Raw genomic sequence first — 25,928 nt, forward strand, 5'->3', positions numbered from 1 at the left:
TTGGATGGGTGTTAGCCCTGACCATTTTGTTTCGCCCATGAAAAAGCCCGCAGCGACGGCGGGCTTTTTCAGCAAGCAAACAGCAGGCCTTAGATAGGCCGGCTGCCGTACTTGTTATCCGGCTTCTTCGGTGGATCTGCCACCACGTTAGCCTCGACTTCCTGCACTTTGCCGCCTTTGGCGAGGAATTCTTCCATCGCCCGGGCCAGCGCATCGCGCTCTTTGTTCTTGGCTTCTACGCTCGGCAACTCGTCAACCGACACTGCAGCCTTGGCCTTGCCCTTGGCTGCCGGGACCGGTGCATCGTCGCCACCGTCGTCGTCAGCCACGTCTTCGGCAGCCGCCTCAAGACCTTCCTCGGTTTCGTCGTCGTCGCCTACTTCGAGGTCGTCGTTTTCCAGATCATCGTCGCTCATGTTCTACCTCATGACTTGCGAAAAGCAGATTAGTTATAGCCCAGCTTCGCCGCCTGTCGACGGCCGCCGGAAAAAAATCAACATCCACCGGTTAACCAGTGGCTTATGCCCCATCACCGTGCAAGGTGGCGAGGACTTTACGAGCACCGCCATGATCACGGTGCTCGCCCAGATAAACACCTTGCCAGGTCCCCATCGCCAAGCGGCCGGCCCTTACCGGCAAACTCAGCTGACAGCCCAGCAGACTGGCCTTGAAGTGCGCCGGCAGATCATCCGGACCCTCGTCGTTGTGTTCATATCCCGCCGTGCCTTGCGGCACCAGCGCATTGAAAAAACGCTCGAAGTCACGGCGAACCGCCGGGTCGGCATTCTCGTTGACCGTCAACGAGGCCGAGGTGTGCTGCAGCCACAAATGCAACAGTCCCACCCGACAGGCCTTCAATTCAGGCAGGCCGGCGAGCAACTCGTCCGTCACCAGATGAAAGCCCCGGGGCTTGGCCCGCAGGGTTATCAGGGTCTGTTGCCACATACAGTTCTCCGCCTATCGGCGCGCATTCTAGCGCGCTCAGGGAAAAAACAAAGTGCCGAATACGCCTACATGCCTGTAAGACATTCGCACACTGAAAAGTGCAGTGCGGATCCCATCACAAAGTCGCAAAAAAACCCATACACCTTTAGCCACAGACAAACCCAAGGCAAAAAAATGCCCGGCAAGCCGGGCATCTTTTTTTCGCGTACTTACAAGTTGTAGCCGCGCTCGTTGTGTTGCGCCAGATCGAGGCCAACCGCCTCTTCTTCTTCGGTCACCCGCAGGCCCATCACCACGTCCAGCACCTTGAGGATGATGTACGTCACGATAGCGGTGTAGATGACGGTGAAGCCGACGCCTTTGCACTGGATCCAGACTTGAGCCGCGATATCAGTGGTGGTGGCGTTGAAGCCGCCCATCGCCGGTGCCGCGAACACGCCGGTCAGGATCGCGCCGAGGATACCGCCGATACCGTGCACGCCGAAGGCGTCCAGGGAGTCGTCGTAGCCCAGTTTGCGTTTCAGGGTAGTGGCGCAGAAGAAGCACACTACACCAGCAGCCAGGCCGATCACCAGGGCACCCATCGGGCCCACGGTGCCAGCGGCTGGGGTGATTGCCACCAGGCCCGCAACCACACCCGAGGCGATGCCCAGTGCGCTCGGCTTGCCGTGGGTGACCCACTCGGCGAACATCCAGCCCAGGGCCGCAGCAGCGGTAGCGATCTGGGTCACCAGCATCGCCATGCCGGCAGTGCCGTTGGCCGCAGCAGCGGAGCCGGCGTTGAAGCCGAACCAGCCGACCCACAGCATGGCCGCGCCCACCAGGGTGTAACCGAGGTTGTGCGGGGCCATTGGGGTGGTTGGGAAGCCTTTACGCTTGCCGAGTACCAGGCACGCTACCAGGCCGGCCACACCGGCGTTGATGTGCACCACGGTGCCGCCTGCGAAGTCCAGCACGCCCCAGTCGCCCAGCAACGAACCCGGACCGCCCCATACCATGTGGGCAATCGGTGCGTAGACCAGGGTGAACCAGACGCCCATGAAGATCAGCATCGCGGAGAACTTCATCCGCTCGGCGAATGCACCAACGATCAGCGCCGGGGTGATGATCGCGAAGGTCATCTGGAAGGTCACGAACACGGCCTCAGGGAACAACGCCGCCGGGCCGGTGATGCTGGCCGGGGTCACACCCGAGAGGAACAGTTTGGACAAGCCACCCACAAACGAGTTGAGGTTGACGACGCCTGCTTCCATACCGGTGGTGTCGAACGCCATGCTGTAGCCGTACACGAACCACAGGATGGTGATCAGGCCGGTGATGGCAAAGCACTGCATCATCACGGAAAGAATGTTTTTGGAGCGAACCATGCCGCCGTAGAACAGCGCGAGGCCTGGAATGGTCATGAACAGCACCAGCGCGGTGGACGTGAGCATCCACGCGGTGTCGCCGGAATTGAGGACTGGAGCAGGTACTGGGTCCGCCGCCATGGCCAGGGCCGGCATTACGAGGGACAACAGGGCTCCTAGCCCTGCGAATTTACGCAGAGTCATATTGTTTTCTCCTGGGGCGTTGGGGTTTGGCGGCTTAGATTGCGTCGGTATCGGTTTCGCCGGTACGGATGCGAATAGCCTGTTCCAGATTGACCACGAAGATCTTGCCGTCACCGATCTTGCCGGTGTTGGCAGCCTTGGTTATCGCCTCGATAACCCGGTCAAGATCCTTGTCGTCAATGGCGACATCAATCTTCACCTTTGGCAGGAAATCGACCACGTATTCCGCGCCGCGATACAGCTCGGTGTGACCCTTCTGCCGACCGAAGCCTTTGACCTCAGTAACGGTAATGCCCTGCACGCCGATCTCGGACAGTGACTCGCGTACATCGTCCAACTTGAACGGCTTGATGATGGCAGTGACTAGCTTCATGAAAACTCTCTCCCGAATTGGTGGACTTGCCCCAGGAAAACAAACCCGTCTCAAGTCTAAGCGCAGTGCCTGGCTTTGTAACGCTTCGTCGCCCTGGCATTTGCCATTGCGACGCTCGCTAACCACTGGTGACGAAACATGTACCGCTGGTCCGTCGGCGCACTGCATCGTCACAGCGACTGCATCAGTGCATGGGTCATGATCGTCTAAGCAGAAAGCTTGCCAGCTCCGTAAAAATCACTGAAATCAGTCCTTTGTTCGCCTGTGCCCACCTACCGGGCGCCACGACAGCGAAGATACGCACGAAAACGGTGCGCGACCGCCCGTCCTCATGCGCGAAAAGCGTGCGCCGCAGGGGCTGGAAAAGACTATAGACGCTGCGTGATACACTGCCGGCCAACAGATTTTCCGGACTATTTCCCATGCTCGCGCCCAAAGACCTCCTCGACGCCCTGAGCGGCCACGCCTCCCGCCTGTTCAGCAGCGACACCCCGCTGCCACGCAATGAAATTGAAAGCCAGTTCAAGGCGCTGCTGCAAAGCGGTTTCAGCAAGCTGGACCTGGTAAGCCGGGAAGAGTTTGATAGCCAGATGGTGGTGCTGGCGCGCACTCGGGCGCGGTTGGAAAGCCTTGAGGCCAAGGTGGCGGAGCTGGAAGCGCGATTGACGCCTGCCGCCGAATAAGCCGGCCCAACCGGGGCAGGTTTCGCCTGTCCCCGTTAAACCGTTGCAACCCTCAGCTCACCCGCTGATACCCGCCGACAACCCCCTTCTTCGACAATACCCACTGCCACAGCTGGATATCCCGCGCGCGAAACGCCCCTGCACACGACAGCAGGTAATAGCGCCACATCCGGTAGAAACGCTGGCCAAAGGTGTCTGCGAAATCCGGCCACGCCAGTTCGAAGTTTTCGCACCAGGCCATCAGCGTCTTGTCGTAGTCGGCGCCAAAGTTGTGCAAATCCTCGGCAACAAATAACCCGTCCATGGCGTCGCCGATCTGCCCGATCGAGGGCAAATCACCGTTGGGAAAGATGTATTTGTCGATCCACGGATCCGGCGTGCTGTTGCGTTGGTTCTTGCCGATAGTGTGTAGCAGGAACAACCCATCGTCTTTCAGGCAGCGGTTGGCGACCTCCATATACGCCCGATGGTTCTTGCGCCCCACATGCTCGAACATGCCGACACTGGCGATATGGTCGAACTGCTCGTCGATATCCCGATAGTCCTGCAGACGAAACTCGATCGGCAGATGTGAATACTTGGCCCGCCCCCACTCCGCCTGCTCCTTGGAGATGGTCACGCCGACACACTCGACCCCATAGTGCTCGGCCGCATGGCTCATGAAACTGCCCCAGCCACAGCCGATATCCAGCACGCGCATGCCCGGCTTGAGCCCCAGTTTTTTACAGATCAGGTCCAGCTTGGCGAACTGCGCCTGCTCCAGGGTGGTGGCATCTTTCCAGTAGCCACAGGTGTAGGTCATGCGCGAGTCGAGCATGCGTGCGTAGAAGTCATTGCCGAGGTCGTAATGTGCTTCGCCGACTTGCCAGGCGCGTTTCTTGTTTTGCAGGTTCAGCCAGCGGGAGCTGAACGCGTGAAACAACAAGGTGGCCGGGTTGGCCTGGTCGATCACGCCGGAGCGCATGAGGCGGAAAAAAAACTCATCCAGCGCCTCGGCGTCCCAGCCGCCATCCATGTAGTCTTCGCCAAGGCCAAGATTGCCCTTGGCCAGGGCGAGATCAAATGTGGCACTGTGGTGCAGTTGCATATCGGCAGCCGATGGCCCGTTGACCTCGATCTGCGCCTGCGCCAGCAACTCCTTAACGAAGCGCGCTCCCTGAGACATCTCATCAGAACCGGAAAAAGAATGACGCGTTTTGTTAAGCACAGTTGCTCTCCAGAAATAGCGTTGCCTTTGATTCATACACTGCGAGAAATCTGGCCATGGAAGCGTCTGGCAAGGCCCTTAAGGCGTCATGGAAGCGCTGGCTGGGAACAGATGTAACAAATCTTATCCAGCCATTTTTTAAAGATATAATGAATTAATATTATGAAAACCATGCAAAATTGGAATGCAAGATGGACATCCGGGCGCTCCGTTATTTCGTAGAAGTCGTCGACCAGCAGAGCTTTACCAAAGCCGCTGTGAAGCTGCACCTGACCCAGCCAACAGTCAGCAAGATGGTGCAGCAATTGGAGTCGAGCCTGGGCCTGAAGCTGCTCGACCGCATGGGAAAACGCTTCACCCTGACGGACGCCGGGGAAATTGTGCTCAAGCGCGCCAAGGAAATGATCGCGCTGCACGATGAAATGACGGTAGAGCTGCAAGACTTGCAGCAAGTCGGGCGCGGCGCCCTGCGCATGGGGCTTTCGCCCTCCACCCACCTCGCACTGGCGCCGATTTTTGCGGAGTATCACGCCCGTTACCCGAAGATCGAACTGAAACTGTTCGAAAGCGGCGGCAATATCACCATCCAGGATCTGCGCCAGGGCACGCTGGAGTTCGGCACCATCCTGGACTCGCCGCGCGTGGCGGATATCTGGTCCGAATTCGAATCCATGCCCCTGTTCGAATCGCCACTGTGCCTGCTCGCGCCCCATGACTCGCCCTGGCAAGGCCGCAGCTCGGTGGAGTTGAGCGAACTGCAAGCCTGCGAATTCATCTTTTACGATGACACCTTCACCCTGAACCAATTCGTACTTGATGCCTGTGCGCAAGCCGGTTTTGAGCCGCGGATCAGTGGCCGCAGCAGCCAATGGGACTTTATCGCCTCCCTGGTACGACTGGGCGTGGGCATCACCCTGCTACCCCGGGCATTCTGCGAAACCCTTGATGCGAGCCAGTTCAGCATCGCGGAAATACAGTCGCCGGCGCTGAACTGGCGACTGATGCTGGCGTGGCGTCGGCAGTGCAAATTGTCGTTTGCGGCGCAGGCGTGGTTGACGCTGGCGAAAGAGTTTCTGTGTGTGCCGCCGTCGGACCGCTAGCGCGATACGTTCTGTAAAACCTCGCCGCCGCGCGTCGCCATCACTCAACTACCCTTGAAAAACCGCAGGAAGCGGCCACTCATTTCAAGGAACCAGCATGTCCCTCGCCATCGTCCACAGCCGCGCCCAGATAGGCGTCGAAGCGCCCGCCGTCACTGTCGAGGTGCACATGGCCAACGGCTTGCCGTCGCTGACGCTGGTGGGCCTGCCGGAAACCGCCGTCAAGGAAAGCAAAGACCGCGTGCGCAGTGCGATCCTCAACTCTGCGCTGCAATACCCGTCCCGTCGCATCACCCTCAATCTCGCACCCGCCGACCTGCCCAAGGACGGCGGGCGTTTTGATTTGGCGATTGCCCTGGGGATTCTCGCCGCCAGCGTGCAGGTACCGGCGCTGACCCTCGATAACGTGGAATGCCTGGGCGAGTTGGCGCTGTCCGGCGAGGTGCGGCCGGTGAAAGGTGTGTTGCCCGCAGCCCTGGCGGCGCGCAAGGTCGGGCGCACCTTGATCGTGCCGCGGGCCAATGCCGAGGAAGCCTGCCTGGCTTCGGGGTTGAAGGTGATTGCCGTGGATCACCTGCTGCAAGTGGTGGCGCACCTGAACGGTCACGTGCCGATCGAGCCCTTCGTTTCCAGTGGCCTGATGTACTTGAACAAACCCTACCCCGACCTGAGTGAAGTGCAGGGCCAACTGGCGGCCAAGCGTGCGCTGTTGATCGCTGCGGCGGGCGCCCACAACCTGTTGCTCAGCGGGCCACCGGGCACCGGCAAGACCTTGCTCGCCAGCCGTCTGCCGGGGTTGTTGCCGCCCTTGAGTGAACAGGAAGCGCTGGAGGTGGCGGCGATTCAATCGGTGGTCAGCCTGGCGCCGCTGAGCCATTGGCCACACCGGCCATTTCGCCAGCCGCATCATTCGGCATCCGGCCCGGCGCTGGTGGGCGGTGGCTCGAAACCGCAGCCGGGGGAAATCACCCTGGCCCATCACGGTGTGTTGTTTCTCGACGAGTTACCGGAGTTTGATCGCAAAGTCCTGGAGGTGCTGCGTGAGCCGCTGGAGTCCGGGCATATCGTGATTTCCCGCGCTCGCGACCGGGTGCGTTTCCCGGCGCGCTTTCAGTTGGTGGCGGCAATGAACCCCTGCCCTTGCGGCTATGTGGGCGAGCCCAGTGGGCGCTGTCGCTGCACGCCGGAGCAGATTCAGCGCTATCGCAACAAACTCTCGGGGCCGCTGCTGGACCGGATCGACCTGCACGTGACCGTCGCCCGGGAAAGCACCGCGCTGAACCCGGGCATACAGTCCGGTGATGACACCGCCAGCGCCTCCGTCCTCGTCGCCAATGCCCGGGACCGCCAACAACGGCGCCAGGGCTGCGCCAATGCGTTTCTCGACCTGCCGGGGCTACGCCAGCACTGCAAACTGGAAAAGGCTGATGAAGGCTGGCTGGAAAGCGCCTGCGAACGGCTGACGCTGTCGTTGCGGGCGGCCCATCGCCTGCTCAAGGTCGCCCGCACCCTGGCCGACCTGGAACAGGTGGAAGCCATCGCCCGCCATCATCTGGCGGAGGCCTTGCAGTACCGCCCTGCTAGCGCGTCCTAGGCAACGCCAGGAGCAGCCCCGCCACTTCCATCACCTCATCCATCACCGCTTCAGCGGATTCAACGGAGGGTTTGAGCATCAAGTCATCGGCATACCCCATGGCGACGGCGAACAGTTGCCGCGCGGCGCGCTTGGGCGACTCACAGCGAAACACCTTGGCCGCTACACCGTGCTCGATGATCTCGGCGAGCATGGCTTGCCATTGGGCGTTGATCACCAGGTAGGCCTGGGCCAATGGCTCGTCATGCATGGCTTCGTCCCAGGCATCCAGCCATAGCGCCCAACCGGCGTCTGCCGTGGAGGGCAGGCAGTCACGCAGGAAACCTTCGAGGGCTTCCAATGGCGGCAGATCCACCAGCGGCGCCCTCACCTCGTCCAGTTGCTCGTTGGCGAACCGCACGAACGCTTCGCGGCGCAGTTCTTTCCAGTCGCTGAAGTAGTGATAGACGTGGCTGCGGGACAGCCCGGCATGCTCCGCCAGGTCGCGGGTGGAAACATCGGCAAACCCTTTGCTGCGAAACAGCTCCAGGGCGGCGGCGATGATCTGGTCTTTGCGGTCGATACGCGACATGAGGCTTTTCCTTCAGGCACCGGCAGATCGACGGCGCTTGCTTTTTGAGCGGTCGCTCAAGGATACTTGAGCAGTCGCTCAATAATAGCGTTTATCTCACTCTCGGTGCACCCCATGTCATCCGTAACACCCCAGATCCTGATCGAAGAAAGCAAAAAGATCGGGCAACAATCCGCCAGCCAAACCCTCAAGGCGATCGCCAAGGCCTATCCCGGCAAGTTGTTCTGCACCTTGTCGCTGGTGGCCCTGGAGAACGCATTGCTGCTGGCCTACCCACTGTTTGCGGGGTTCGCGGTGGACTCGATCATCCGCGGCGATGCCGGCAGCGCGCTGTTCTACGCCGCCGTGGTGCTGGCGTTCTGGGTGGTCGGGGCGGCGCGACGGGCGCTGGATACGCGCACCTTCACCCGTATCTACGCGGACCTTGCGGTGCCGGTGATTCTTAACCAGCGCCTGCAAAACCACAGCACTTCCCGGGCGGCGGCGCGGGTGGTGCTGGCGCGGGACTTTGTCGACTTCTTCGAAAAACACGTGCCGATCATCGCGACGGCGCTGGTTTCCATCGTCGGTGCGGCAGTGATGCTGTTGGTGATCGAGCCGTGGATAGGCCTGGCGTGCCTGACGGCGCTGGTGCTGTGCACAACCCTGCTGCCACGCTTTGCCCGGCGCAATCAGGAACTGCATGAGCGCTTGAATGACCGCCTGGAAAAGGAAATCGGCCTGGTGGAAAAGGTCGGCGCACAGACCTTGCAGCGCCACTACCAGGTGCTGTCACGCCTGCGCATCTGGCTGTCGGACCGCGAGGCCGCAGCGTTCCTGTTTATCGGCACGCTGGCGGCGCTGTTGTTTGTGGTCGCCATCAGCCAGTTGGCGCTGTCGCCGGCGGTCAAGGCCGGCCATGTGTATGCGGTGATGACTTACCTGTGGACCTTTGTCAGCAGCCTGGATGAAGCGCCAGGGATGGTTGATCAACTGGCGCGACTCAAGGACATTGGCAAGCGTGTGGACCCGGGGCTGGGCGACCGATCCGACGTTTGACGCGTCGGGTCGGCCGTCATCGCGGGCAAGCCCGGCTCCCACAGTGGACCGCGTACTCCAGAACAACACGGTCAACTGTGGGAGCGGGCTTGCCCGCGATGAGGCCCGAACAGTCAATCAACGAAACCGGTCAACCTCATGCCGCAAGCCCGCCGCCAGGGTCTCCAGTTCCTTGGCGGTGATCGCCAGGTTGGACACCACTTCACGCTGCTCGCTGTTGGCCAGGGCGATGCTCTGCAAGTTGCTGCTCAGCAGGGTCGCCGTGCTGCTCTGCTCCTGGGTCGCCGTGGTAATGGCCGCAAACTGCTGGCCCGCCGAGCGGCTTTGCTCGTCGATCCGCGCCAGCGCAGAGGCGACGTCAGCGTTGCGAGCCAGGCCTTCCTGCATCAGCACGTTGCCTTGTTCCATGGTGCTGATGGCGTTGCCGGTTTCCTGCTGGATACTCTGGATCATCCCGGAAATCTCATCCGTGGCCTGACGAGTGCGCGATGCGAGGTTGCGCACTTCATCGGCCACCACCGCAAACCCACGCCCCTGCTCACCGGCCCGCGCCGCTTCGATGGCTGCGTTGAGCGCCAGCAGGTTGGTCTGTTCGGCAATCGCGGTGATCACCCCGACGATCCCGCCGATTTCCTGGGAGCGCTGGCCCAAAGTGTTGATCACCTTGGCCGTGCTGTTCAGCGCGGTGGCGATGTGTTCCAGGGACGACGAAGCTTCCTGCATCGAGGTGCGGCCGATCTTGGTTTGCTGGGCATTGTCCTGGGCCAGGCGTTCGGTGTTGCCCATGTTGTCGGCGATGTTCAGCGAGGTGGCGCTGAACTCCTCCACCGCGCCGGCCATGCTGGTGATCTCGCCGGACTGTTGCTCCATGCCTTCATACGCACCGCCGGACAACCCCGACAGTGCCTGGGCGCGGCTGTTCACGTCTTCAGCCGCCTTGCGGATATGCGACACCATGGTCGACAGCGCTTCGCCCATCTGGTTGAAACTGCGGGCTAGTTGGCCGATTTCATCATGGCTGGAAACGTTCAGCCGTGCGCTCAAATCACCGGCGCCCAGGGCTTCGGCCTGACGCACCAGGTCGCCCAACGGCTGCAACTTGCTGCGCAGCAACCAGACCGCCGCGCCCACCGCCAGCAGCATCGCGAGCAAGCTGCCGATCGCCAGGCGAATCCCCACCGACCAGGTCACCGCGCGAATTTCGGCTTTCGGCATGCTCGCCACCACCGACCACGGGCCGCCTTCAAACGGCACGGCAACGCTGTAGAAATCTTCGTTCTTGTCGCTCCAGAAACGGCCTTTTCCAGGTTTGGCGGCCAGGTCGAGCATCACCGGAATCGACTGATCCAGCGCCTGCACGCCAGCGGGCGGTACCAGCCAGTGCTTCTGTTCGTCCAGCAGCGCCAGGGAACCGGTCTGGCCGATGCGGAAACGCTTGAGGTTGTCGAACTGGGCGTTCTGCGCATCGGTGTAGTCGAAGCCGACAAACAGCACCGCAATCACTTTGCCGCTGGCGTCCCGCACCGGGCTGTACTGGGTCATGTAGGAGCGATCGAACAATACCGCACGGCCAACGTAGCCCTGCCCGCCCAGCAAGCGTTGATAGGCCGGATGCTGGTGATCCAGCGCCGTACCGATGGCGCGGCTGCCATCCTGCTTGGTCAGGGAGGTGCTGACGCGGATAAAGTCCTCGCCGCTGCGTACGAACAAGGTCGCCACGCCGCCGGACATCTGCTTGAACTCATCGACTTCAGCGAAGTTGTTGTTGAGCACTTCCTCGCCCAGGTACAGGCCCGGCGTCTGCACGCCCGCCACCGTCACCGGTTGCTCAGGGCGCGTACTCAAGCCGGCGCTGAAGCGCTTTTCAAACAGCCCGCTCAAACGCTGGGTACTTTCGCGCAAGGTGCTGTGGAAGGTATTGAGTTGGTCGGCCAGCAAGCGGGCCTCGCTGGCCAGGTGCTCCTCGCGGGTGTCGAGGTTGGCGGAATCCAGCGAACGCAACGCGAATACCGTGCTGCCGCTGATGACGACAGCCAGTATCACGGCGAGGGCAAGCCCCAGTTGAGAGGCAATCCGGGCGCGAGGTTGAGACATGAAGGCTCCTGGCCGAGGCCAGGATCATCCTGATCTCATAGCGCTGCTCGGCAAAATTCTAATAGGGGAAACGTTGCAGAACGGTAGTTCCAACAACCCTACTTCGGCGGGCAGGCTCAATACTTGAGCGAATCACAGGGGTATCGCGCAAACGATTGCTGGCCGGTGCGCAATCCACTCAGTCGAGGCGCTCGACCTGGGGCAATTCCATGGCCTGCACTTCGCCCTGGAGAAAGTCACCCAGCCGTCGCAAACGCTCGCCACCCGGCCGGGTCTTCGGCCACACCAGATAGTAATTTTCCCCACTGGCCACAGCGGTGGGCCATGGCAGACTCAGGCGGCCCTGGGCCACGTCTTCGGCCACCATCAGCAAGTCGCCCATGGACACGCCGTACCCTCGGGCGGCGGCGATCATGCCCAACTCCAAGGTGTCGAACACCTGCCCGCCCTTGAGCGAAACCTGGGATGACAGCCCCATGCGCTCCAGCCAGTTGCGCCAGTCACGCCGGTCCGGCGTCGGGTGCAGCAGTTCGGCAGAGGCCAGGCGCGCAACGTCCCAGGGTCCGTCGCTCAACAGGTTCGGCGCGCCCACCGGAATCAGCAACTCCGGAAACAGGTAGCTGGCTTCCCAGTCCGGCGGGAAATGCCCGTTGCTCAGCAACACCGCGCAATCGAATGGTTCCTGGTTGAAATCCACCTCATCGACGCTCATCCAGGCGCTGGTCAGTTGCACTTCATTGCCCGGCTGCAGGTGCCGGAAGCGACTGAGCCGCGCCAGCAGCCAGCGCATGGTCAGGGTGGACGGCGCCTTCATGCGCAGGATGTCGTCCTCGGCATTCAAGGTATGGCAGGCGCGCTCCAGGGCCGCAAAGCCTTCACGCACGCCCGGCAGCAACAGGCGCGCTGCCTCGGTGAGTTGCAAGGTGCGGCCGCTGCGCTGGAACAGGCGGCAGGCGAAATGCTCTTCCAGGGTACGAATGTGCCGGCTCACCGCACTTTGGGTGATCGACAACTCTTCCGCCGCGCGGGTGAACGAGTTGTAGCGGGACGCAGCTTCAAACGCGCGCAAGGCGTAAAGAGGAGGAAGACGACGAGACATGGCGAAAACTCCGACGGCGCAATATCGAAACCCTACCAGAATCATTCAGGCATGAGTTTTAATCATGCGAACCATCGGATTTATCCCTTTGTGCAATGCGCTGTGAGCGCCGAGAATCAACCCTTCCACCCTTCCCTGACTTTTTGAGCGTGATGATCATGCAGCATCCGGCACGTACCGAACTCTGGGCCATTCTGCGGCTGTCAGGGCCGCTGATTGCCTCACAGTTGGCCCACATGCTGATGGTGCTGACCGACACCCTGATGATGGCCCGCCTGAGCCCCGAGGCCCTGGCCGGCGGAGGCCTGGGTGCGGCGAGCTATTCGTTCGTGTCGATTTTCTGCATCGGCGTGATCGCTGCCGTGGGCACGCTGGTCGCGATCCGCCAGGGCGCCGGCGACATCGAAGGCGCCACCCGCCTGACCCAGGCTGGGCTGTGGCTGGCCTGGTTGATGGCGCTGGTGGCTGGTTTGCTGCTGTGGAACCTCAAGCCAGTGCTGCTGATGTTCGGCCAGACCGAAACCAACGTCGCGTCCGCCGGCCAGTTCCTGACCATCCTGCCGTTCGCCCTGCCCGGCTACCTGACGTTCATGGCGCTACGCGGCTTCACCAGCGCTATCGGCAAGGCCACGCCGGTGATGGTGATCAGCCTGTGCGGCACGGTGATCAACTACCTGCTCAACCACGCGTTGATCGAAGGCATGTTCGGCCTGCCGAAACTCGGGCTGGTGGGCATTGGCCTGGTCACCGCCATCGTTGCCAACTGCATGGCCCTGGCGCTGATCTGGTACATCAAATACAACCGTGCCTACGACGCGTATCCGCTGCGCAAGGGTCTGCTGCGGCCCAACCTGCATTACCTGCGGGAACTGTGGCGCCTGGGCCTGCCGATTGGTGGCACCTATGCGGTGGAAGTCGGGCTGTTTGCGTTCGCCGCGCTGTGCATGGGCACCATGGGCAGTACGCAATTGGCTGCGCACCAGATCGCCCTGCAGATCGTGTCGGTGGCGTTCATGGTGCCGGCGGGCATGTCGTACGCGATCACCATGCGTATCGGCCAGCATTATGGTGCTGGGCAGTTGCTGGAAGCGCGGCTGGCCGGGCGAGTTGGCATAGGCTTTGGCGCGGTGGTGATGCTGGGCTTTGCAGCGGTGCTGTGGTTGTTCTCGCACCAACTGATCAGCCTGTTCCTCGACCAGCATGACCCGGCGTTTCGCGACGTGATCAACCTCGCCGTCAGCCTGCTGGCGGTGGCCGCATGGTTTGAGCTGTTCGACGGCGTGCAGACCATCGCCATGGGCTGTATTCGCGGACTCAAGGATGCCAAGACCACCTTCCTGGTCGGGCTGGGCTGCTACTGGCTGATCGGCGCACCGGCCGCATGGTTGATGGCGTTCAATCTCGGCTGGGGGCCGACGGGCGTTTGGTGGGGCCTGGCCCTGGGCCTGGCGTGCGCGGCAGTCAGCCTGACCTGGGCGTTTGAACGGAAGATGAAGCGGATGATTCGCCAGGAGCCTGAAACCCACCAAGGATTTCAAGCCGCGCAGCCGGAGTAACGGCTGTACTCGGTCAAATGTGGGAGCGGGCTTGCTCGCGAATGCGGTGGGTCAGCCATGAATTGGTTGGCTGAAATACCGCATTCGCGAGCAAGCCCGCTCCCACATTTTTGATCGGGTTCACAACATCAGATCACGCCGCCCACCAGTTCCTGGCTGTCACCAAACGTCAGGTAGTCCACCAGTTCCGCCAACGGCAACGGCTTGCTGATCAGGTAACCCTGGGCCTGATCGCAGCCGAACAACCGCAGCAACGCCAGTTGCTCGGCGGTTTCCACGCCCTCGGCGACCACTTCCAGGTTCAGGTTATGAGCCAGGTTGATCATGGCGTGCACCAGCTTGCGATTCTCTTCGCGCTCTTCCATGCCGCCGACAAAGCTCTTGTCGATCTTCAGCAAGGCAATCGGCAGGCTGTTGAGGTGCACGAACGACGAAAAGCCGGTGCCAAAGTCATCCAGGGAAAAGCGCACACCCAGGCGGCCCAGCGCATCCATGGTCTGCTTGACCAGGTCGCTGCGGCGCATCACGGCGGTTTCCGTCAGCTCAAATTCCAGCCACTGGGCTTCCACGCCGCGCTCGGCAATCAGCCGGCTGAGGGTGCTGAGCAGTTGGCTGTCCTGAAACTGGCGGAACGACAGGTTGACCGCCATGTGCAACGGCGCAATCCCGCGTTCGCGCAGGTCCTGCATGTCGCGCAGGGCCCGGGAAATCACCCAGTAGCCCAGCGGCACGATCAAGCCGCTCTGCTCGGCCAGCGGCACGAACTCGCTCGGCGGCAACAGGCCGCGCTCACCGTGGCGCCAGCGCACCAGTGCTTCCAGGCCGACGATATGCCCATCGTCGAGGTCCAGGCGGGGCTGGTAATGCAGTTCCAGTTCGTCACGGCGCAACGCCCGGCGCAGTTCGCTCTCAAGGTCGGCGAGGCTGCGGGCATTGCGGTTGATGCGTTCGTTGAAGATATGAAAGGTGCAGCCCTGGGTGCTTTTGGCTTGCTGCATGGCGATGTGGGCGTGCCACATCAACGGGTCGGCGCCGGCCTTGGCGCGGGCATGGGCCACGCCGAGGCTACAACCGATCAGCAGGCTTTCGCCATCGACCCAATAGGGTTCGGCCATGGCTTCGACGATGCGCTCGGCCATCCATTCGGCGCGCTGGGGCGCACGGCGGGTGTCGATCAGCAGGGCAAATTCGTCGCTGCCCAGGCGCGCCAGTTGATCGCCGGCCTCCAGCTGGCTCTTGAGCCGCGAGACCACTTGCAGGATCAGCCGGTCGCCGGCCTGGTGGCCGAGGGCGTCGTTGGCGTGACGGAAGTTGTCCAGGTCGAGGTGGCCGAGGGCAACGCCACGGCCTTCGTTTTCCGCCAGGCGGGCGGTCAGCAGGGTCTGGAAGCCCTGGCGGTTGGCGATACCGGTCAGCGGGTCCTGTTCGGCCAGGCGTTGCAGGGTGTTTTCCAGCACACCGCGCTCGCGCACATGCCGCAGGCAACGGCGCAATGTATCGACATCCAATGCATTCAGGATCAGCCAGTCGCTGACGCCGAGGGGCGAAACCAGGGGTTCCTCTTCCAACAGCAATACCGTTGGCAAGCTGCAGCGACCGGGGCCGGGCTGAAGGTTGGCCGTGGTCAACAGCACCGCGCTGTGATCGTCGTCGAACAGGTTGCTCACAGACTCCCAGTTTGGCGCGCTGATCAGCACAGCTCCGTCGCCCATCGGCGCCAGGCACTCGCGCAATAACGCTGCCCACGCTGGCTCATCGGCCAGTAGCAGCAAACGCAAGGGTTCGACAGGCGTAGACAAGCTAGCTCCCTAGACTCTGCAAAATTTCGTTGGCGGCGGGCATTATGACGTGCGCCCCGATAATGACCAATGATATGGGTTATCAAATGCGCACTGTGCAGCTCTAGACCGAACAATAGTCCTAAATACCCTGCACATCCTGCGGCAAAGTAACAAAACCGGCAAATTTAGATCGAGTGGTACGTCACACTGTCGTTCAGAGGCAGCAGAATCTTGCCAGCCTGTTAAAATGCCCGCCCTTTTGATCAATGACCTCCTGAATTTCGTATGTCCCGACTCAATCCCCGGCAGCAAGAAGCCGTGAACTACGTCGGCGGCCCTCTATTGGTGCTCGCCGGTGCCGGTTCCGGCAAGACCAGCGTGATCACCCGCAAGATCGCGCACCTGATCCAGAGCTGTGGCATCCGTGCCCAGTACATCGTCGCCATGACCTTTACCAACAAGGCGGCGCGGGAAATGAAAGAGCGCGTCGGCACCCTGCTCAAGGGTGGCGAAGGCCGTGGCCTCACCGTGTGTACCTTCCACAACCTGGGGCTGAACATCATCCGCAAGGAGCACGTGCGGTTGGGCTACAAGCCGGGCTTCTCGATCTTTGACGAGACAGACGTCAAGGCGCTGATGACCGACATCATGCAGAAGGAATACGCGGGCGACGACGGCGTCGACGAGATCAAGAACATGATCGGCTCGTGGAAAAACGACCTGATCCTGCCCGCCGAAGCCCTGGAAGCTGCGCGCAACCCCAAGGAGCAGACTGCCGCCATTGTCTACACCCACTACCAGCGCACGCTCAAGGCGTTCAACGCAGTGGACTTCGACGACCTGATCCTGCTGCCGGTGAAGCTGTTCCAGGAACATGCCGACATCCTCGAAAAGTGGCAGAACAAAGTCCGCTACCTGCTGGTGGACGAGTACCAGGACACCAACGCCAGCCAATACCTGCTGGTGAAGCTGCTGATCGGCAAGCGCAACCAGTTCACCGTGGTGGGCGATGACGACCAGTCGATCTACGCCTGGCGCGGCGCCCGCCCGGAAAACCTGATGCTGCTCAAGGACGACTACCCGTCCCTGAAAGTGGTGATGCTGGAGCAGAACTACCGCTCCACCAGCCGCATCCTGCGTTGCGCCAACGTGCTGATCTCCAACAACCCCCACGAGTTTGAAAAGCAACTGTGGAGCGAGATGGGCCACGGCGACGAGATCCGCGTGATCCGCTGCCGCAACGAAGACGCCGAAGCCGAGCGCGTGGCCGTCGAACTGCTCACGCTGCACCTGCGTACCGACCGGCCCTACAGCGATTTCGCGATCCTGTACCGCGGCAACTACCAGGCCAAGCTGATCGAGCTGAAGCTGCAGCACCACCAGATTCCTTATCGCCTGTCGGGCGGCAACAGCTTTTTCGGACGCCAGGAAGTGAAAGACCTGATGGCCTACTTCCGGCTGATCGTGAACCCGGACGACGACAACGCCTTCCTGCGGGTGATCAACGTCCCACGCCGGGAAATCGGTTCGACTACCCTGGAAAAGCTCGGCAACTACGCCACCGAACGCAAGATCTCGATGTACGCCGCCACCGACGAAATCGGCCTGGGCGAGCACCTCGACACTCGTTTCACCGACCGCCTGGCGCGCTTCAAGCGCTTCATGGACAAGGTGCGCGAGCAGTGCGCCGGCGAAGACCCGATCAGCGCCCTGCGCAGCATGGTCATGGACATCGACTACGAGAACTGGCTGCGCACCAACAGCTCCAGCGACAAGGCTGCCGATTACCGCATGGGCAACGTGTGGTTCCTGATCGAGGCGTTGAAAAATACCCTGGAGAAGGACGAAGAAGGCGAGATGACCGTCGAGGACGCCATCGGCAAGCTTGTGCTGCGGGACATGCTTGAACGCCAGCAGGAAGAGGAAGACGGCGCCGAAGGCGTGCAGATGATGACCTTGCATGCGTCCAAGGGCCTGGAATTCCCCTACGTGTTCATCATGGGCATGGAAGAGGAAATCCTCCCGCACCGCTCCAGCATCGAAGCCGACACCATCGAGGAAGAACGGCGCCTGGCCTACGTGGGCATTACCCGCGCGCGTCAGACATTGGCCTTCACCTTTGCCGCCAAGCGCAAGCAGTACGGCGAGATCATCGATTGTGCCCCCAGCCGGTTCCTCGACGAACTGCCGCCGGACGACCTGGCCTGGGAAGGCAACGACGACACACCGACCGAAGTCAAAGCCGTTCGCGGCAACACCGCCCTGGCGGATATACGCGCGATGTTAAAGCGCTAGAATCGACTACTTTTTAATCTACTTTCGGCGCGTGTTGCGCCAACAGAGGAAGCTTTCGTGGAAGCACTGCACAAGAAAATTCGCGAAGAAGGCATCGTGCTTTCCGATCAGGTACTCAAGGTCGACGCCTTTCTGAACCACCAGATCGACCCGGCGCTGATGAAACTGATCGGTGACGAGTTTGCTGCGTTGTTCAAGGATTCGGGGATCACCAAGATCGTCACCATCGAAGCCTCGGGCATTGCACCGGCGATCATGACCGGCCTGAACCTCGGCGTACCGGTGATTTTCGCGCGCAAGCAACAGTCCCTGACCCTGACCGAAAACCTGCTGTCGGCGACGGTGTATTCCTTCACCAAGAAAACCGAAAGCACCGTGGCGATTTCCCCGCGCCACCTGACCAGCAGCGACCGCGTGCTGATCATTGACGACTTCCTGGCCAACGGTAAGGCGTCCCAGGCGCTGATCTCGATCATCAAACAGGCCGGCGCGACCGTTGCAGGTTTGGGGATCGTGATCGAGAAGTCGTTCCAGGGCGGCCGTGCGGAGCTGGATGCCCAGGGTTACCGGGTTGAGTCGCTGGCACGGGTGCAGTCGTTGGCGGGTGGGGTTGTGACCTTTATCGAGTAATCGGTGCGGGCACGGTTAAACATGTGGGAGCGGGCTTGCTCGCGAAAGCGGTGTGTCAGTCACCGGATAGGTCGACTGATCCACCGCTTTCGCGAGCAAGCCCGCTCCCACATTTGATCTCCTGTGTTTGTTAGTGCGCTGTAGCTTGTAGGCCCGCTAGCAACAGGCGCTGATACAAGTCCTCCTTCAACCCCTCCGGCTTATCCAGTCGCATCCGTACCAAATGCTCGGGAAACGCTTCCGGCTCCGGTGCATCCAGCGCTGCCTTGCCCAGCTCCAGAATCTCCGTCAGCTTGAATTTGCTCTTGAGCCAGTTCAACGCCCGCAACAAATCCCGCTCTTCATCCGTGAAGTCACTGCCCAGCGGATACTCCGGGAACAGCCGTGGATGCCGCGCCTGAATCCCCTGCAAACGCTCCGGCGTGTTGTCGGCAAACCGCGGATCCAGCTGGAAATCCTTCGGCAACTTCCCGGCCTTCTGCGCCTGTTCGATCAAATCTTCCTGGAACCGTGAGTCGGTGATATTCAGCAGCGCCTCGATTACCCTGGCATCGGTCTGCCCACGTAAATCCGCGATGCCGTATTCGGTGATGACGATGTCTCGCAGGTGCCGGGGAATCGTACAGTGCCCGTATTCCCAGACGATATTGGAACTGACCTCGCCGCCCGATTCGCGCCAGCTGCGCAGGATCAGGATCGAGCGCGCGCCTTCCAGCGCATGGCCCTGGGCGACAAAGTTGTATTGCCCGCCAACACCGCTGAGCACGCGGCCATCTTCCAACTGGTCGGCCACGCCCGCGCCCAACAGGGTCACGGTAAACGCGCTGTTGATGAAGCGCGCATCCAGGCGCTGCAAACGCTTGAGTTCTTCCTGGCCGTACAGCTCGTTGATGTAGCTGATGCGGGTCATGTTGAATTCCAGGCGCTTGCTCTGTGGCAAGTCCCGCAAACGCTCGTAAAAGCTACGAGGCCCGAGGAAGAAGCCGCCATGCACAGAGATGCCGTCGGTCTGTGCCGCTTCGTCCAGGGTGCCGGCGTTGGCCCGCTCCTGGGTCGCGACGTCCGGGTATACCTTGCGCCGCACAATCCCGGCATCGGCCAGCACCAGCAGGCCATTGACGAACATTTCGCTGCAACCGTACAGCCCACGGGCAAACGGCGCGACTCCGCCTTCGTGGCTGATCAGCGGTGCCCATTGGTACACATCCAGGTCGGTGAGCAACAGGCGATACGCCTCGTTATCGGCCTGGCGCGCCAGCAAGGCCGCAGTCAGTGCATCGCCCATGGAGCCGATGCCGATCTGCAAGGTACCGCCGTCGCGCACCAGGGTGCTGGCGTGCAAACCGATAAAGTGATCCTGGAAACCCACCGGCATGTTCGGGGTGGAGAACAGCGTGGTGCTGTCCTTCTCGTCGATCAGGAAGTCGAACTCATCCATGCCCAGCTCGGCGTCGCCGGGCATGTAGGGCAAATCACTGTGAACCTGGCCCACCACCAGGATGGTTTCACCGGCATCGCGGCGCTTGGCGATCATCGGCAACAGGTCGAGGGTGATGTCGGGGTTGCAGCTCAGGCTCAGGCGATCCGGATGTTCGGCACTGCTGGCCACCAATTGCGCGACGAGGTTCAGGCCGGCGGCATTGATATCACGGGCAGCGTGGCTGTAGTTGCTGCTGACGTAATCCTGCTGCGCCGAAAGGCTGTGGAGCAAACTGCCGGGCTGCATGAAGAACTGCTGCACGTGAATGTTCGACGGCAGGCTGTCCTTGCGCAGTGCGGCGAGGAAGTCCAGCTCGGGATAGTCACCGAAGACCCGTTCGATAAAGGGCTCGAGAAAGCGCTTCTGCAAACCATCGCCCAAGGTAGGGCGACCCAGGGCCAGGGCTGTGTAGATGGTCAGCGCCCGGTCCGGCAACTTGGCGATACGCCGGTACAGCGCGTTGACGAACAGGTTGGGTTTGCCCAGGCCCAGGGGCATGCCCATGTGAATATGCGCCGGCAGCCGTGCCAGTACGTCGTCGACTGCTTGCTCGATTGAACACAACTGCACCATCCGACTTCTCCCGAACATTCCATGAATTGGGGTTGGACCGAGCTTGCCGGGTCTTTGCTGCAAAGAACAGCCTCAAAAGGCAAATCGCGGGCACAAAAAAGCCGCTGGTCAGCGGCTCTTTTGGCGAAGATCGGTTTATTTCAGCCCCGACATCTTCTCGATCGCGCCTTTAAGCTCGGCATCCGAGCAATCGGCGCAGGTGCCTTTTGGCGGCATGGCGTTCAGACCGGTAATGGCCTTGGCCAGCAGGCCATCGAGGCCACCCTGATGGTCCGCGCGGTCTTTCCAGGCGGCGGTGTCACCGATTTTCGGTGCGCCCAACAGGCCGGTACCGTGGCAAGCGTTGCAGTGCTTGGCGATTACGTCATCCGGCGATTTCGCACCGCCGCCACCGCCCGCAGCCACTGCCACTTCCATCCCCTTGCACTCTTGCCCCTGGACGCACACCTGGCCTACAGGCTCCAGGCGCTTGGCAATTTCATCATTGGTCGCAGCTTGAGCGCTGACAGCCCATAGGGCCAGTACGGTTGCTGGTGCAGCCAGCATTTTCATAATTAGGTTCACGCGTTCACCCTCAATGGTGGCTATTCACGCCTGCGGCCACGGTTTCGCAGGCGGCGAAAGTATAACGGTTAGCCCGCCCCGCCGAAACAACCCTATTAACCAAGGGGAGATTCAGCAAGACAGAATGCTGCTGCGGGCGTCTCTGCGACATAGGCAGGACGCCTCTTTTCTTAAAAGTTCGCGGGTGTGGCTGCGCTGATTAGTCGCGCCGGCACTTCGAACGGATTGCGAAAACGGTGCGGCTTGGTGCTTTCAAAGTAGTAGCTATCGCCGGCTTCGAGCACAAAAGTTTCAAGGCCGACCACCAGCTCCAGGCGACCTTCCACCAGGATCCCGGTTTCCTCGCCCTCGTGGGTGAGCATCTCTTCGCCGGTATCAGCACCTGGCGGGTAGATCTCGTTGAGGAACGCAATCGCCCGGCTCGGATGCGCGCGGCCCACCAGTTTCATGGTGACGGCGCCGTCGGAGATATCGATCAGCTCATTGGCTTTATAGACGATCTGGGTCGGTTTTTCCTGGAGGATCTCCTCGGAAAAGAACTCCACCATCGACATGGGAATGCCGCCCAGCACCTTGCGCAAGGAGCTGATGGAGGGGCTGACACTGTTTTTTTCGATCATCGAAATGGTGCTGTTGGTGACGCCCGCGCGCTTGGCTAGCTCACGCTGGGAAAGACCTTTCAGTTTACGGATGGATTGCAGTCGTTCGCCGACGTCCAATGCAGGAGCCTCCTAGGATTCAGGCGTTGTTGTAATTGAGCGTTATCATGGCGACAGCGTTCAGTATTTACAACACTTTGGCCTAAATCCCGGGATCTGCCATTCGTGGGTGCCGCTCAAGCGCCGGAATAGAGCCGTGGCACTCGGCGCAGGTTGCAGAAGATCTGGTACGGAATGGTGTCGGCGGCGGTGGCAACGTCACTGGCGAGGATGTTTTTGCCCCACAATTCGACGGTGGAACCGAGCCCGGCCTGGGGCACGTCGGTCAGGTCGACACACAGCATGTCCATCGACACACGGCCCAGCAACTGGCTGCGCTGGCCGGCCACCAGCACCGGGGTGCCGGTGGGTGCGTGGCGCGGGTAGCCGTCGGCGTAGCCCATGGCAACTACCCCGATGCGCATCGGTTTCGGGGTAATGAACCTGGCGCCGTAGCCCACAGGTTCGCCGGCCGGCAGTTCACGTACGCAGATGACTTTCGATTCGAGGGTCATCACCGGCTGCAAGCGTGCGGCGATGGCCTGGTCTTCGCCAAACGGCGTGGCGCCGTAGAGCATGATGCCCGGGCGTACCCAGTCACTGGAAACGTTCGGCCAGCCCAGCACCGATGGCGAATTGCGCAGGCTGACCTGGGCCGACAAGCCCTGGCGCGCCGCTTCAAACACCGCCACTTGCTCTTCGCTGCTGGTACTGTCCAGCTCATCGGCACGGGCGAAGTGGCTCATCAGCACGATCTTCGCGACTTTGCCGCTGGCCAGCAGGCGCTGGTAAGCGTCGTGATAATCCTTGGGGTGCAAGCCAACGCGGTGCATGCCCGAATCAAGCTTGAGCCAGACGGTCAGCGGCTTGCTGAGTTGCGCCTGTTCAATCGCGTCCAGCTGCCACAGCGAATGCACCACGCACCAGAAATCATGCTCGATGATCAGCGGCAGCTCGTCGGCTTCGAAAAAACCTTCGAGCAACAGCACCGGCCCGCGAATCCCGGCGGCCCGCAGCTCCAGCGCTTCCTCGATGCAGGCCACGGCAAACCCGTCCGCCTCGGCTTCCAGCGCCTGGGCAACACGCACGGCACCGTGGCCGTAGGCATCCGCCTTGATCACGGCGAGGGCCTTGGCCCCACCCGTGACTTCACGGGCCAGTTGGTAGTTATGGCGCAGGGCTTGGAGGTCGATCAGGGCACGGGCAGGACGCATGGCGGCAGGCTTCTAGGCGGCGGTGGGAAGAAAAAACCGGTACCCGCTGACAACGCAGGCACCGGGAGAGGATTTTTTGCTTACGGCAGAGCGGCCACAACCGACAGCTCCACCAGGATTTCCGGTTCGCAGAGTTTCGCTTCAACCGTGGCACGGGCCGGCGCGACGCCTTTTGGCAGCCACTTGTCCCATACCGCGTTCATCCCGGCGAAATCGGCGTCAATGTCTTTCAGGTAGATGGTCACCGACAGCAGCTTGGTCTTGTCGGTACCGGCCAGGTCCAGCAAACGCTCGATGTTGACGAGGGTTTCGCGGGTCTGCTGTTCAATCCCGGCACTCATGTCGTCGCCGACCTGCCCTGCCAGATACACGGTACCGCTGTGAACAACGATCTGGCTCATGCGCTCATTGGTGAGCTGGCGCTGGATTGACATGTTTTGCAGACTCCTGGTGGTTGCCATAACGGGAAATATCGAGGCCTTCGGCACTGATTTGCGGGGTTTTCTTCGCCATCAGGTCGGCCAGCAAACGACCAGAGCCACAGGCCATGGTCCAACCGAGGGTGCCGTGGCCGGTGTTCAGAAACAGGTTTTTGAACGGGGTAGCACCGACAATCGGCGTGCCGTCTGGCGTGGTCGGGCGCAGGCCGGTCCAGAAACTGGCCTGGCTCAAATCACCGCCCTGAGGATAAAGGTCGTTGACGATCATCTCCAGGGTTTCCCGCCGACGCGGGTTCAGCGACAGGTCAAAACCGGCTATCTCAGCCATGCCACCGACGCGAATACGGTTGTCGAAACGGGTGATCGCGACCTTGTAGGTCTCATCGAGAATGGTCGAGGTCGGGGCCATCGCCGGGTTGGTGATCGGCACGGTCATCGAGTAACCCTTGAGCGGGTACACCGGCGCCTTGATTCCCAGTGGCTTGAGCAGCTTCGGCGAGTAGCTGCCGAGGGCCAGCACGTAGCGGTCGGCAGTTTCCAGCTTGCCGTCGATCCACACGCCGTTGATCCGGTCACCGGCGTAGTCCAGGCGCTGGATATCTTGCTCGAAGCGGAATTCGACACCCAGTTGCTTGCACATGTCGGCAAGGCGGGTGGTAAACATCTGACAGTCGCCGGTTTGGTCGTTCGGCAGGCGCAGGGCACCGGCAAGAATATCGGTGACGCTCGCCAGGGCCGGCTCGACGCGGGCAATCCCGGCGCGGTCCAGCAGCTCGTAAGGCACACCGGACTCTTTCAATACCGCGATGTCCTTGGCGGCACCGTCCAGTTGGGCCTGGGTGCGGAACAGCTGGGTAGTCCCCAGAGTGCGGCCTTCATAGGCAATGCCGGTCTCGGCACGCAGCTCGTCGATGCAATCGCGGCTGTATTCGGACAGGCGCACCATACGCTCCTTGTTCACCGCATAACGGCTGGCGGTGCAGTTGCGCAGCATCTGCGCCATCCACAAGTACTGGTCGATATCGGCGGTGGCCTTGATCGCCAGGGGCGCATGGCGCTCCAACAGCCATTTGATAGCCTTGAGCGGCACACCCGGCGCAGCCCATGGCGAGGCGTAGCCTGGCGAGATCTGCCCGGCGTTGGCGAAACTGGTCTCCATGGCCACAGCCGGCTGACGGTCGACCACGACCACTTCAAAACCAGCTCGTGCCAAATAGTAGGCACTGGCCACGCCAATGACACCGCTACCCAAGACCAGAACGCGCATTTTTATTCCCTCATCACGGCTTGACCGCTGACGTTTGTTGTTCAGCACAAATATGTGGGCAGTATAAAAAGCAATCACCAGTGCATTTCACTATATAACTGCCTATATTTGGCGACAATTCTCGGCAAAAACCCTTTTCACGGAGGAGCATCCCCTATGCGGACCAACACTCAGACCAAGCGGGAGCTGGACAAGATCGACCGCAACATCCTGCGCATCCTGCAGGCCGACGGGCGAATTTCGTTTACTGAACTGGGGGAAAAGGTCGGGCTGTCGACCACGCCGTGCACCGAGCGGGTCCGGCGCCTGGAGCGCGAAGGGATCATCATGGGCTACAACGCCCGGCTCAACCCGCAGCATCTGAAGGGCAGCCTGCTGGTGTTTGTCGAGATCAGCCTCGACTACAAGTCCGGCGACACCTTTGAAGAATTCCGACGCGCCGTGCTGAAACTGCCCCACGTGCTGGAGTGCCACCTGGTGTCGGGGGATTTCGACTATCTGGTGAAGGCGCGCATTTCGGAGATGGCGTCGTACCGCAAGTTGCTCGGCGATATCCTGCTCAAGCTGCCCCACGTTCGGGAGTCCAAGAGCTATATCGTGATGGAAGAGGTGAAAGAGAGCCTGAACCTGCCGATCCCGGATTAAGACAGCACCACAGGCCAATGTGGGAGCGGGCTTGCTCGCGAATGCGGAGTGTCAGTCACCTGATGTATTGACTGATCCACCGCATTCGCGAGCAAGCCCGCTCCCACACTAGTTGATCGGGGACATCCGCTAGACCAATACCTGACGCGTCGACGCCATGTACGCATGAATCTGCTTTTCCACCCGTGGGTGGATCAACTCCACCGGGCGGCGGTCGTTGGGGCATGGCAAGGTCGGCGTGGTGCCGAACAAGCGGCAAATCAGCGGGCGCTCGTCGTACACGGTGCAGCCATTGGGGCCAAGGTGCACGCAGTTGAGTTCGTCCATCGCCGCTTCCTGCTCGGCAGCGGTCTTGCGCGGCAGGCGCGACATTTCCTCGGGGGACGTGGTCACCGGCCCACAGCAGTCGTGGCAACCCGGGACACACTCGAACGAGGGAATCTGCCGGCGCAGCGCGTTGACTTTCTGACTGTTGCAACTCATCGACACAGGGACCGAACGGCGAATAGGCGTGGATTCTGCCCTAAAAGC

24 protein-coding genes are annotated in these 25,928 nt (G+C 61.2%); 8 read left to right on the top strand and 16 right to left on the bottom strand.

What is annotated here, in order from left to right:
• Positions 1-89: 89 nt before the first annotated feature.
• From sutA to glnK, 4 genes are all read right to left on the bottom strand, one after another.
• Positions 90-416 carry a transcriptional regulator SutA gene (gene sutA, locus HX818_RS14030; RefSeq protein ID WP_003208791.1) on the bottom strand — a complete coding sequence of 109 codons (327 nt, stop codon included), beginning with the start codon at positions 414-416 and terminating at the stop codon, positions 90-92.
• Positions 417-519: 103 nt separating this feature from the next.
• A complete protein-coding gene (locus HX818_RS14035) occupies positions 520-945 on the bottom strand; it encodes a secondary thiamine-phosphate synthase enzyme YjbQ (protein ID WP_003208787.1) in 426 nt (141 codons plus the stop codon).
• Between the two features lie 209 nt (positions 946-1,154).
• Positions 1,155-2,495 (bottom strand): ammonium transporter, encoded by a 1,341-nt coding sequence (locus HX818_RS14040; RefSeq protein WP_177020286.1) that lies wholly within the window; start codon positions 2,493-2,495, stop codon positions 1,155-1,157.
• Positions 2,496-2,529: 34 nt separating this feature from the next.
• Complete coding sequence (gene glnK / locus HX818_RS14045; protein WP_002555808.1) at positions 2,530-2,868, bottom strand: P-II family nitrogen regulator; 339 nt, start codon at positions 2,866-2,868, stop codon at positions 2,530-2,532.
• Between the two features lie 473 nt (positions 2,869-3,341).
• Here glnK and HX818_RS14050 point away from each other — a divergent pair, with 473 nt between their 5' ends.
• On the top strand, positions 3,342-3,551 hold the full coding sequence (locus tag HX818_RS14050; protein ID WP_371103568.1) for an accessory factor UbiK family protein: 210 nt from the start codon (positions 3,342-3,344) through the stop codon (positions 3,549-3,551).
• Between the two features lie 52 nt (positions 3,552-3,603).
• Here the strand turns inward: HX818_RS14050 and cfa are convergent, their stop codons facing one another.
• Positions 3,604-4,686: a cyclopropane fatty acyl phospholipid synthase gene (cfa, locus tag HX818_RS14055; RefSeq protein ID WP_003208781.1), complete on the bottom strand. Its 1,083-nt coding sequence runs from the start codon at positions 4,684-4,686 to the stop codon at positions 3,604-3,606.
• Positions 4,687-4,949: 263 nt separating this feature from the next.
• Here cfa and HX818_RS14060 point away from each other — a divergent pair, with 263 nt between their 5' ends.
• Both HX818_RS14060 and HX818_RS14065 read left to right on the top strand, forming a co-directional pair.
• Positions 4,950-5,858 carry a LysR family transcriptional regulator gene (locus HX818_RS14060; RefSeq protein WP_177020287.1) on the top strand — a complete coding sequence of 303 codons (909 nt, stop codon included), beginning with the start codon at positions 4,950-4,952 and terminating at the stop codon, positions 5,856-5,858.
• A gap of 97 nt (positions 5,859-5,955) precedes the next feature.
• Positions 5,956-7,452, top strand: coding sequence for a YifB family Mg chelatase-like AAA ATPase (locus HX818_RS14065; RefSeq protein ID WP_177020288.1), 1,497 nt, complete (start codon positions 5,956-5,958; stop codon positions 7,450-7,452).
• Here HX818_RS14065 and HX818_RS14070 read toward each other — a convergent pair.
• On the bottom strand, positions 7,439-8,023 hold the full coding sequence (locus HX818_RS14070; RefSeq protein ID WP_177020289.1) for a TetR/AcrR family transcriptional regulator: 585 nt from the start codon (positions 8,021-8,023) through the stop codon (positions 7,439-7,441). The two genes, HX818_RS14065 and HX818_RS14070, sit on opposite strands and share 14 nt — an antisense overlap.
• A 114-nt stretch (positions 8,024-8,137) precedes the next feature.
• Between HX818_RS14070 and HX818_RS14075 the strand changes: the two genes are divergently transcribed.
• A complete protein-coding gene (locus HX818_RS14075) occupies positions 8,138-9,061 on the top strand; it encodes an ABC transporter six-transmembrane domain-containing protein (protein WP_008439408.1) in 924 nt (307 codons plus the stop codon).
• Between the two features lie 117 nt (positions 9,062-9,178).
• On the opposite strand, the gene HX818_RS14080 is transcribed toward HX818_RS14075, so the two are convergent.
• Positions 9,179-11,155, bottom strand: a complete 1,977-nt coding sequence (locus HX818_RS14080; protein ID WP_177020290.1) for a methyl-accepting chemotaxis protein — start codon at positions 11,153-11,155, stop codon at positions 9,179-9,181.
• A gap of 178 nt (positions 11,156-11,333) precedes the next feature.
• Complete coding sequence (locus HX818_RS14085) at positions 11,334-12,254, bottom strand: LysR substrate-binding domain-containing protein (protein WP_003208769.1); 921 nt, start codon at positions 12,252-12,254, stop codon at positions 11,334-11,336.
• Between the two features lie 152 nt (positions 12,255-12,406).
• On the opposite strand from HX818_RS14085, the gene HX818_RS14090 reads away from it, so the two are divergent.
• Positions 12,407-13,810, top strand: coding sequence for a NorM family multidrug efflux MATE transporter (locus HX818_RS14090; protein WP_003208767.1), 1,404 nt, complete (start codon positions 12,407-12,409; stop codon positions 13,808-13,810).
• A 128-nt stretch (positions 13,811-13,938) separates the two neighbouring features.
• Here HX818_RS14090 and HX818_RS14095 read toward each other — a convergent pair whose 3' ends face one another.
• On the bottom strand, positions 13,939-15,609 hold the full coding sequence (locus HX818_RS14095) for a bifunctional diguanylate cyclase/phosphodiesterase (protein WP_008439412.1): 1,671 nt from the start codon (positions 15,607-15,609) through the stop codon (positions 13,939-13,941).
• Positions 15,610-15,876: 267 nt separating this feature from the next.
• Here HX818_RS14095 and rep point away from each other — a divergent pair, with 267 nt between their 5' ends.
• Both rep and HX818_RS14105 read left to right on the top strand, forming a co-directional pair.
• The gene (gene rep / locus HX818_RS14100; RefSeq protein ID WP_008439414.1) at positions 15,877-17,886 is read left to right on the top strand and encodes a DNA helicase Rep; all 2,010 of its coding nucleotides are present in this window, start codon (positions 15,877-15,879) and stop codon (positions 17,884-17,886) included.
• 57 nt (positions 17,887-17,943) lie between these two features.
• Positions 17,944-18,516 (top strand): xanthine phosphoribosyltransferase, encoded by a 573-nt coding sequence (locus HX818_RS14105; RefSeq protein WP_008439415.1) that lies wholly within the window; start codon positions 17,944-17,946, stop codon positions 18,514-18,516.
• Positions 18,517-18,646: 130 nt separating this feature from the next.
• Here HX818_RS14105 and HX818_RS14110 read toward each other — a convergent pair whose 3' ends face one another.
• The 6 genes from HX818_RS14110 to dadA all read right to left on the bottom strand — a co-directional run bounded on the left by HX818_RS14110 (position 18,647) and on the right by dadA (position 24,752).
• Positions 18,647-20,569 carry an acetyl-CoA hydrolase/transferase family protein gene (locus HX818_RS14110; protein WP_177020291.1) on the bottom strand — a complete coding sequence of 641 codons (1,923 nt, stop codon included), beginning with the start codon at positions 20,567-20,569 and terminating at the stop codon, positions 18,647-18,649.
• A gap of 135 nt (positions 20,570-20,704) precedes the next feature.
• Positions 20,705-21,121, bottom strand: coding sequence for a cytochrome c5 family protein (locus HX818_RS14115; protein WP_003208757.1), 417 nt, complete (start codon positions 21,119-21,121; stop codon positions 20,705-20,707).
• Between the two features lie 182 nt (positions 21,122-21,303).
• On the bottom strand, positions 21,304-21,852 hold the full coding sequence (locus HX818_RS14120) for a cupin domain-containing protein (protein WP_003208755.1): 549 nt from the start codon (positions 21,850-21,852) through the stop codon (positions 21,304-21,306).
• A 116-nt stretch (positions 21,853-21,968) separates the two neighbouring features.
• Complete coding sequence (gene alr / locus HX818_RS14125; RefSeq protein ID WP_102370158.1) at positions 21,969-23,045, bottom strand: alanine racemase; 1,077 nt, start codon at positions 23,043-23,045, stop codon at positions 21,969-21,971.
• Between the two features lie 80 nt (positions 23,046-23,125).
• Positions 23,126-23,479, bottom strand: coding sequence for a RidA family protein (locus tag HX818_RS14130; protein WP_003208752.1), 354 nt, complete (start codon positions 23,477-23,479; stop codon positions 23,126-23,128).
• The gene (gene dadA, locus HX818_RS14135) at positions 23,451-24,752 is read right to left on the bottom strand and encodes a D-amino acid dehydrogenase (protein ID WP_003208750.1); all 1,302 of its coding nucleotides are present in this window, start codon (positions 24,750-24,752) and stop codon (positions 23,451-23,453) included. The genes HX818_RS14130 and dadA overlap by 29 nt, the downstream gene beginning before the upstream one ends.
• A gap of 156 nt (positions 24,753-24,908) precedes the next feature.
• Here dadA and HX818_RS14140 point away from each other — a divergent pair, with 156 nt between their 5' ends.
• Positions 24,909-25,397: an Lrp/AsnC ligand binding domain-containing protein gene (locus HX818_RS14140; RefSeq protein WP_003206849.1), complete on the top strand. Its 489-nt coding sequence runs from the start codon at positions 24,909-24,911 to the stop codon at positions 25,395-25,397.
• Positions 25,398-25,526: 129 nt separating this feature from the next.
• On the opposite strand, the gene HX818_RS14145 is transcribed toward HX818_RS14140, so the two are convergent.
• A complete protein-coding gene (locus HX818_RS14145) occupies positions 25,527-25,880 on the bottom strand; it encodes a YkgJ family cysteine cluster protein (protein ID WP_003208747.1) in 354 nt (117 codons plus the stop codon).
• Positions 25,881-25,928: the final 48 nt, after the last annotated feature.

The organism is Pseudomonas sp. F9001 (genome assembly GCF_013385435.1).
Lineage (GTDB): Bacteria > Pseudomonadota > Gammaproteobacteria > Pseudomonadales > Pseudomonadaceae > Aquipseudomonas.

Coding starts and splice junctions, on each gene's coding strand:
- sutA (WP_003208791.1), bottom strand. CDS start 416: ATGAGCGACGATGATCTGGAAAACGACGACCTCGAAGTAGGCGACGAC.
- HX818_RS14035 (WP_003208787.1), bottom strand. CDS start 945: ATGTGGCAACAGACCCTGATAACCCTGCGGGCCAAGCCCCGGGGCTTT.
- HX818_RS14040 (WP_177020286.1), bottom strand. CDS start 2,495: ATGACTCTGCGTAAATTCGCAGGGCTAGGAGCCCTGTTGTCCCTCGTA.
- glnK (WP_002555808.1), bottom strand. CDS start 2,868: ATGAAGCTAGTCACTGCCATCATCAAGCCGTTCAAGTTGGACGATGTA.
- HX818_RS14060 (WP_177020287.1), top strand. CDS start 4,950: ATGGACATCCGGGCGCTCCGTTATTTCGTAGAAGTCGTCGACCAGCAG.
- HX818_RS14065 (WP_177020288.1), top strand. CDS start 5,956: ATGTCCCTCGCCATCGTCCACAGCCGCGCCCAGATAGGCGTCGAAGCG.
- HX818_RS14070 (WP_177020289.1), bottom strand. CDS start 8,023: ATGTCGCGTATCGACCGCAAAGACCAGATCATCGCCGCCGCCCTGGAG.
- HX818_RS14075 (WP_008439408.1), top strand. CDS start 8,138: ATGTCATCCGTAACACCCCAGATCCTGATCGAAGAAAGCAAAAAGATC.
- HX818_RS14080 (WP_177020290.1), bottom strand. CDS start 11,155: ATGTCTCAACCTCGCGCCCGGATTGCCTCTCAACTGGGGCTTGCCCTC.
- HX818_RS14085 (WP_003208769.1), bottom strand. CDS start 12,254: ATGTCTCGTCGTCTTCCTCCTCTTTACGCCTTGCGCGCGTTTGAAGCT.
- HX818_RS14090 (WP_003208767.1), top strand. CDS start 12,407: ATGATCATGCAGCATCCGGCACGTACCGAACTCTGGGCCATTCTGCGG.
- rep (WP_008439414.1), top strand. CDS start 15,877: ATGTCCCGACTCAATCCCCGGCAGCAAGAAGCCGTGAACTACGTCGGC.
- HX818_RS14110 (WP_177020291.1), bottom strand. CDS start 20,569: ATGGTGCAGTTGTGTTCAATCGAGCAAGCAGTCGACGACGTACTGGCA.
- HX818_RS14115 (WP_003208757.1), bottom strand. CDS start 21,121: ATGAAAATGCTGGCTGCACCAGCAACCGTACTGGCCCTATGGGCTGTC.
- alr (WP_102370158.1), bottom strand. CDS start 23,045: ATGCGTCCTGCCCGTGCCCTGATCGACCTCCAAGCCCTGCGCCATAAC.
- HX818_RS14130 (WP_003208752.1), bottom strand. CDS start 23,479: ATGTCAATCCAGCGCCAGCTCACCAATGAGCGCATGAGCCAGATCGTT.
- dadA (WP_003208750.1), bottom strand. CDS start 24,752: ATGCGCGTTCTGGTCTTGGGTAGCGGTGTCATTGGCGTGGCCAGTGCC.
- HX818_RS14140 (WP_003206849.1), top strand. CDS start 24,909: ATGCGGACCAACACTCAGACCAAGCGGGAGCTGGACAAGATCGACCGC.
- HX818_RS14145 (WP_003208747.1), bottom strand. CDS start 25,880: ATGAGTTGCAACAGTCAGAAAGTCAACGCGCTGCGCCGGCAGATTCCC.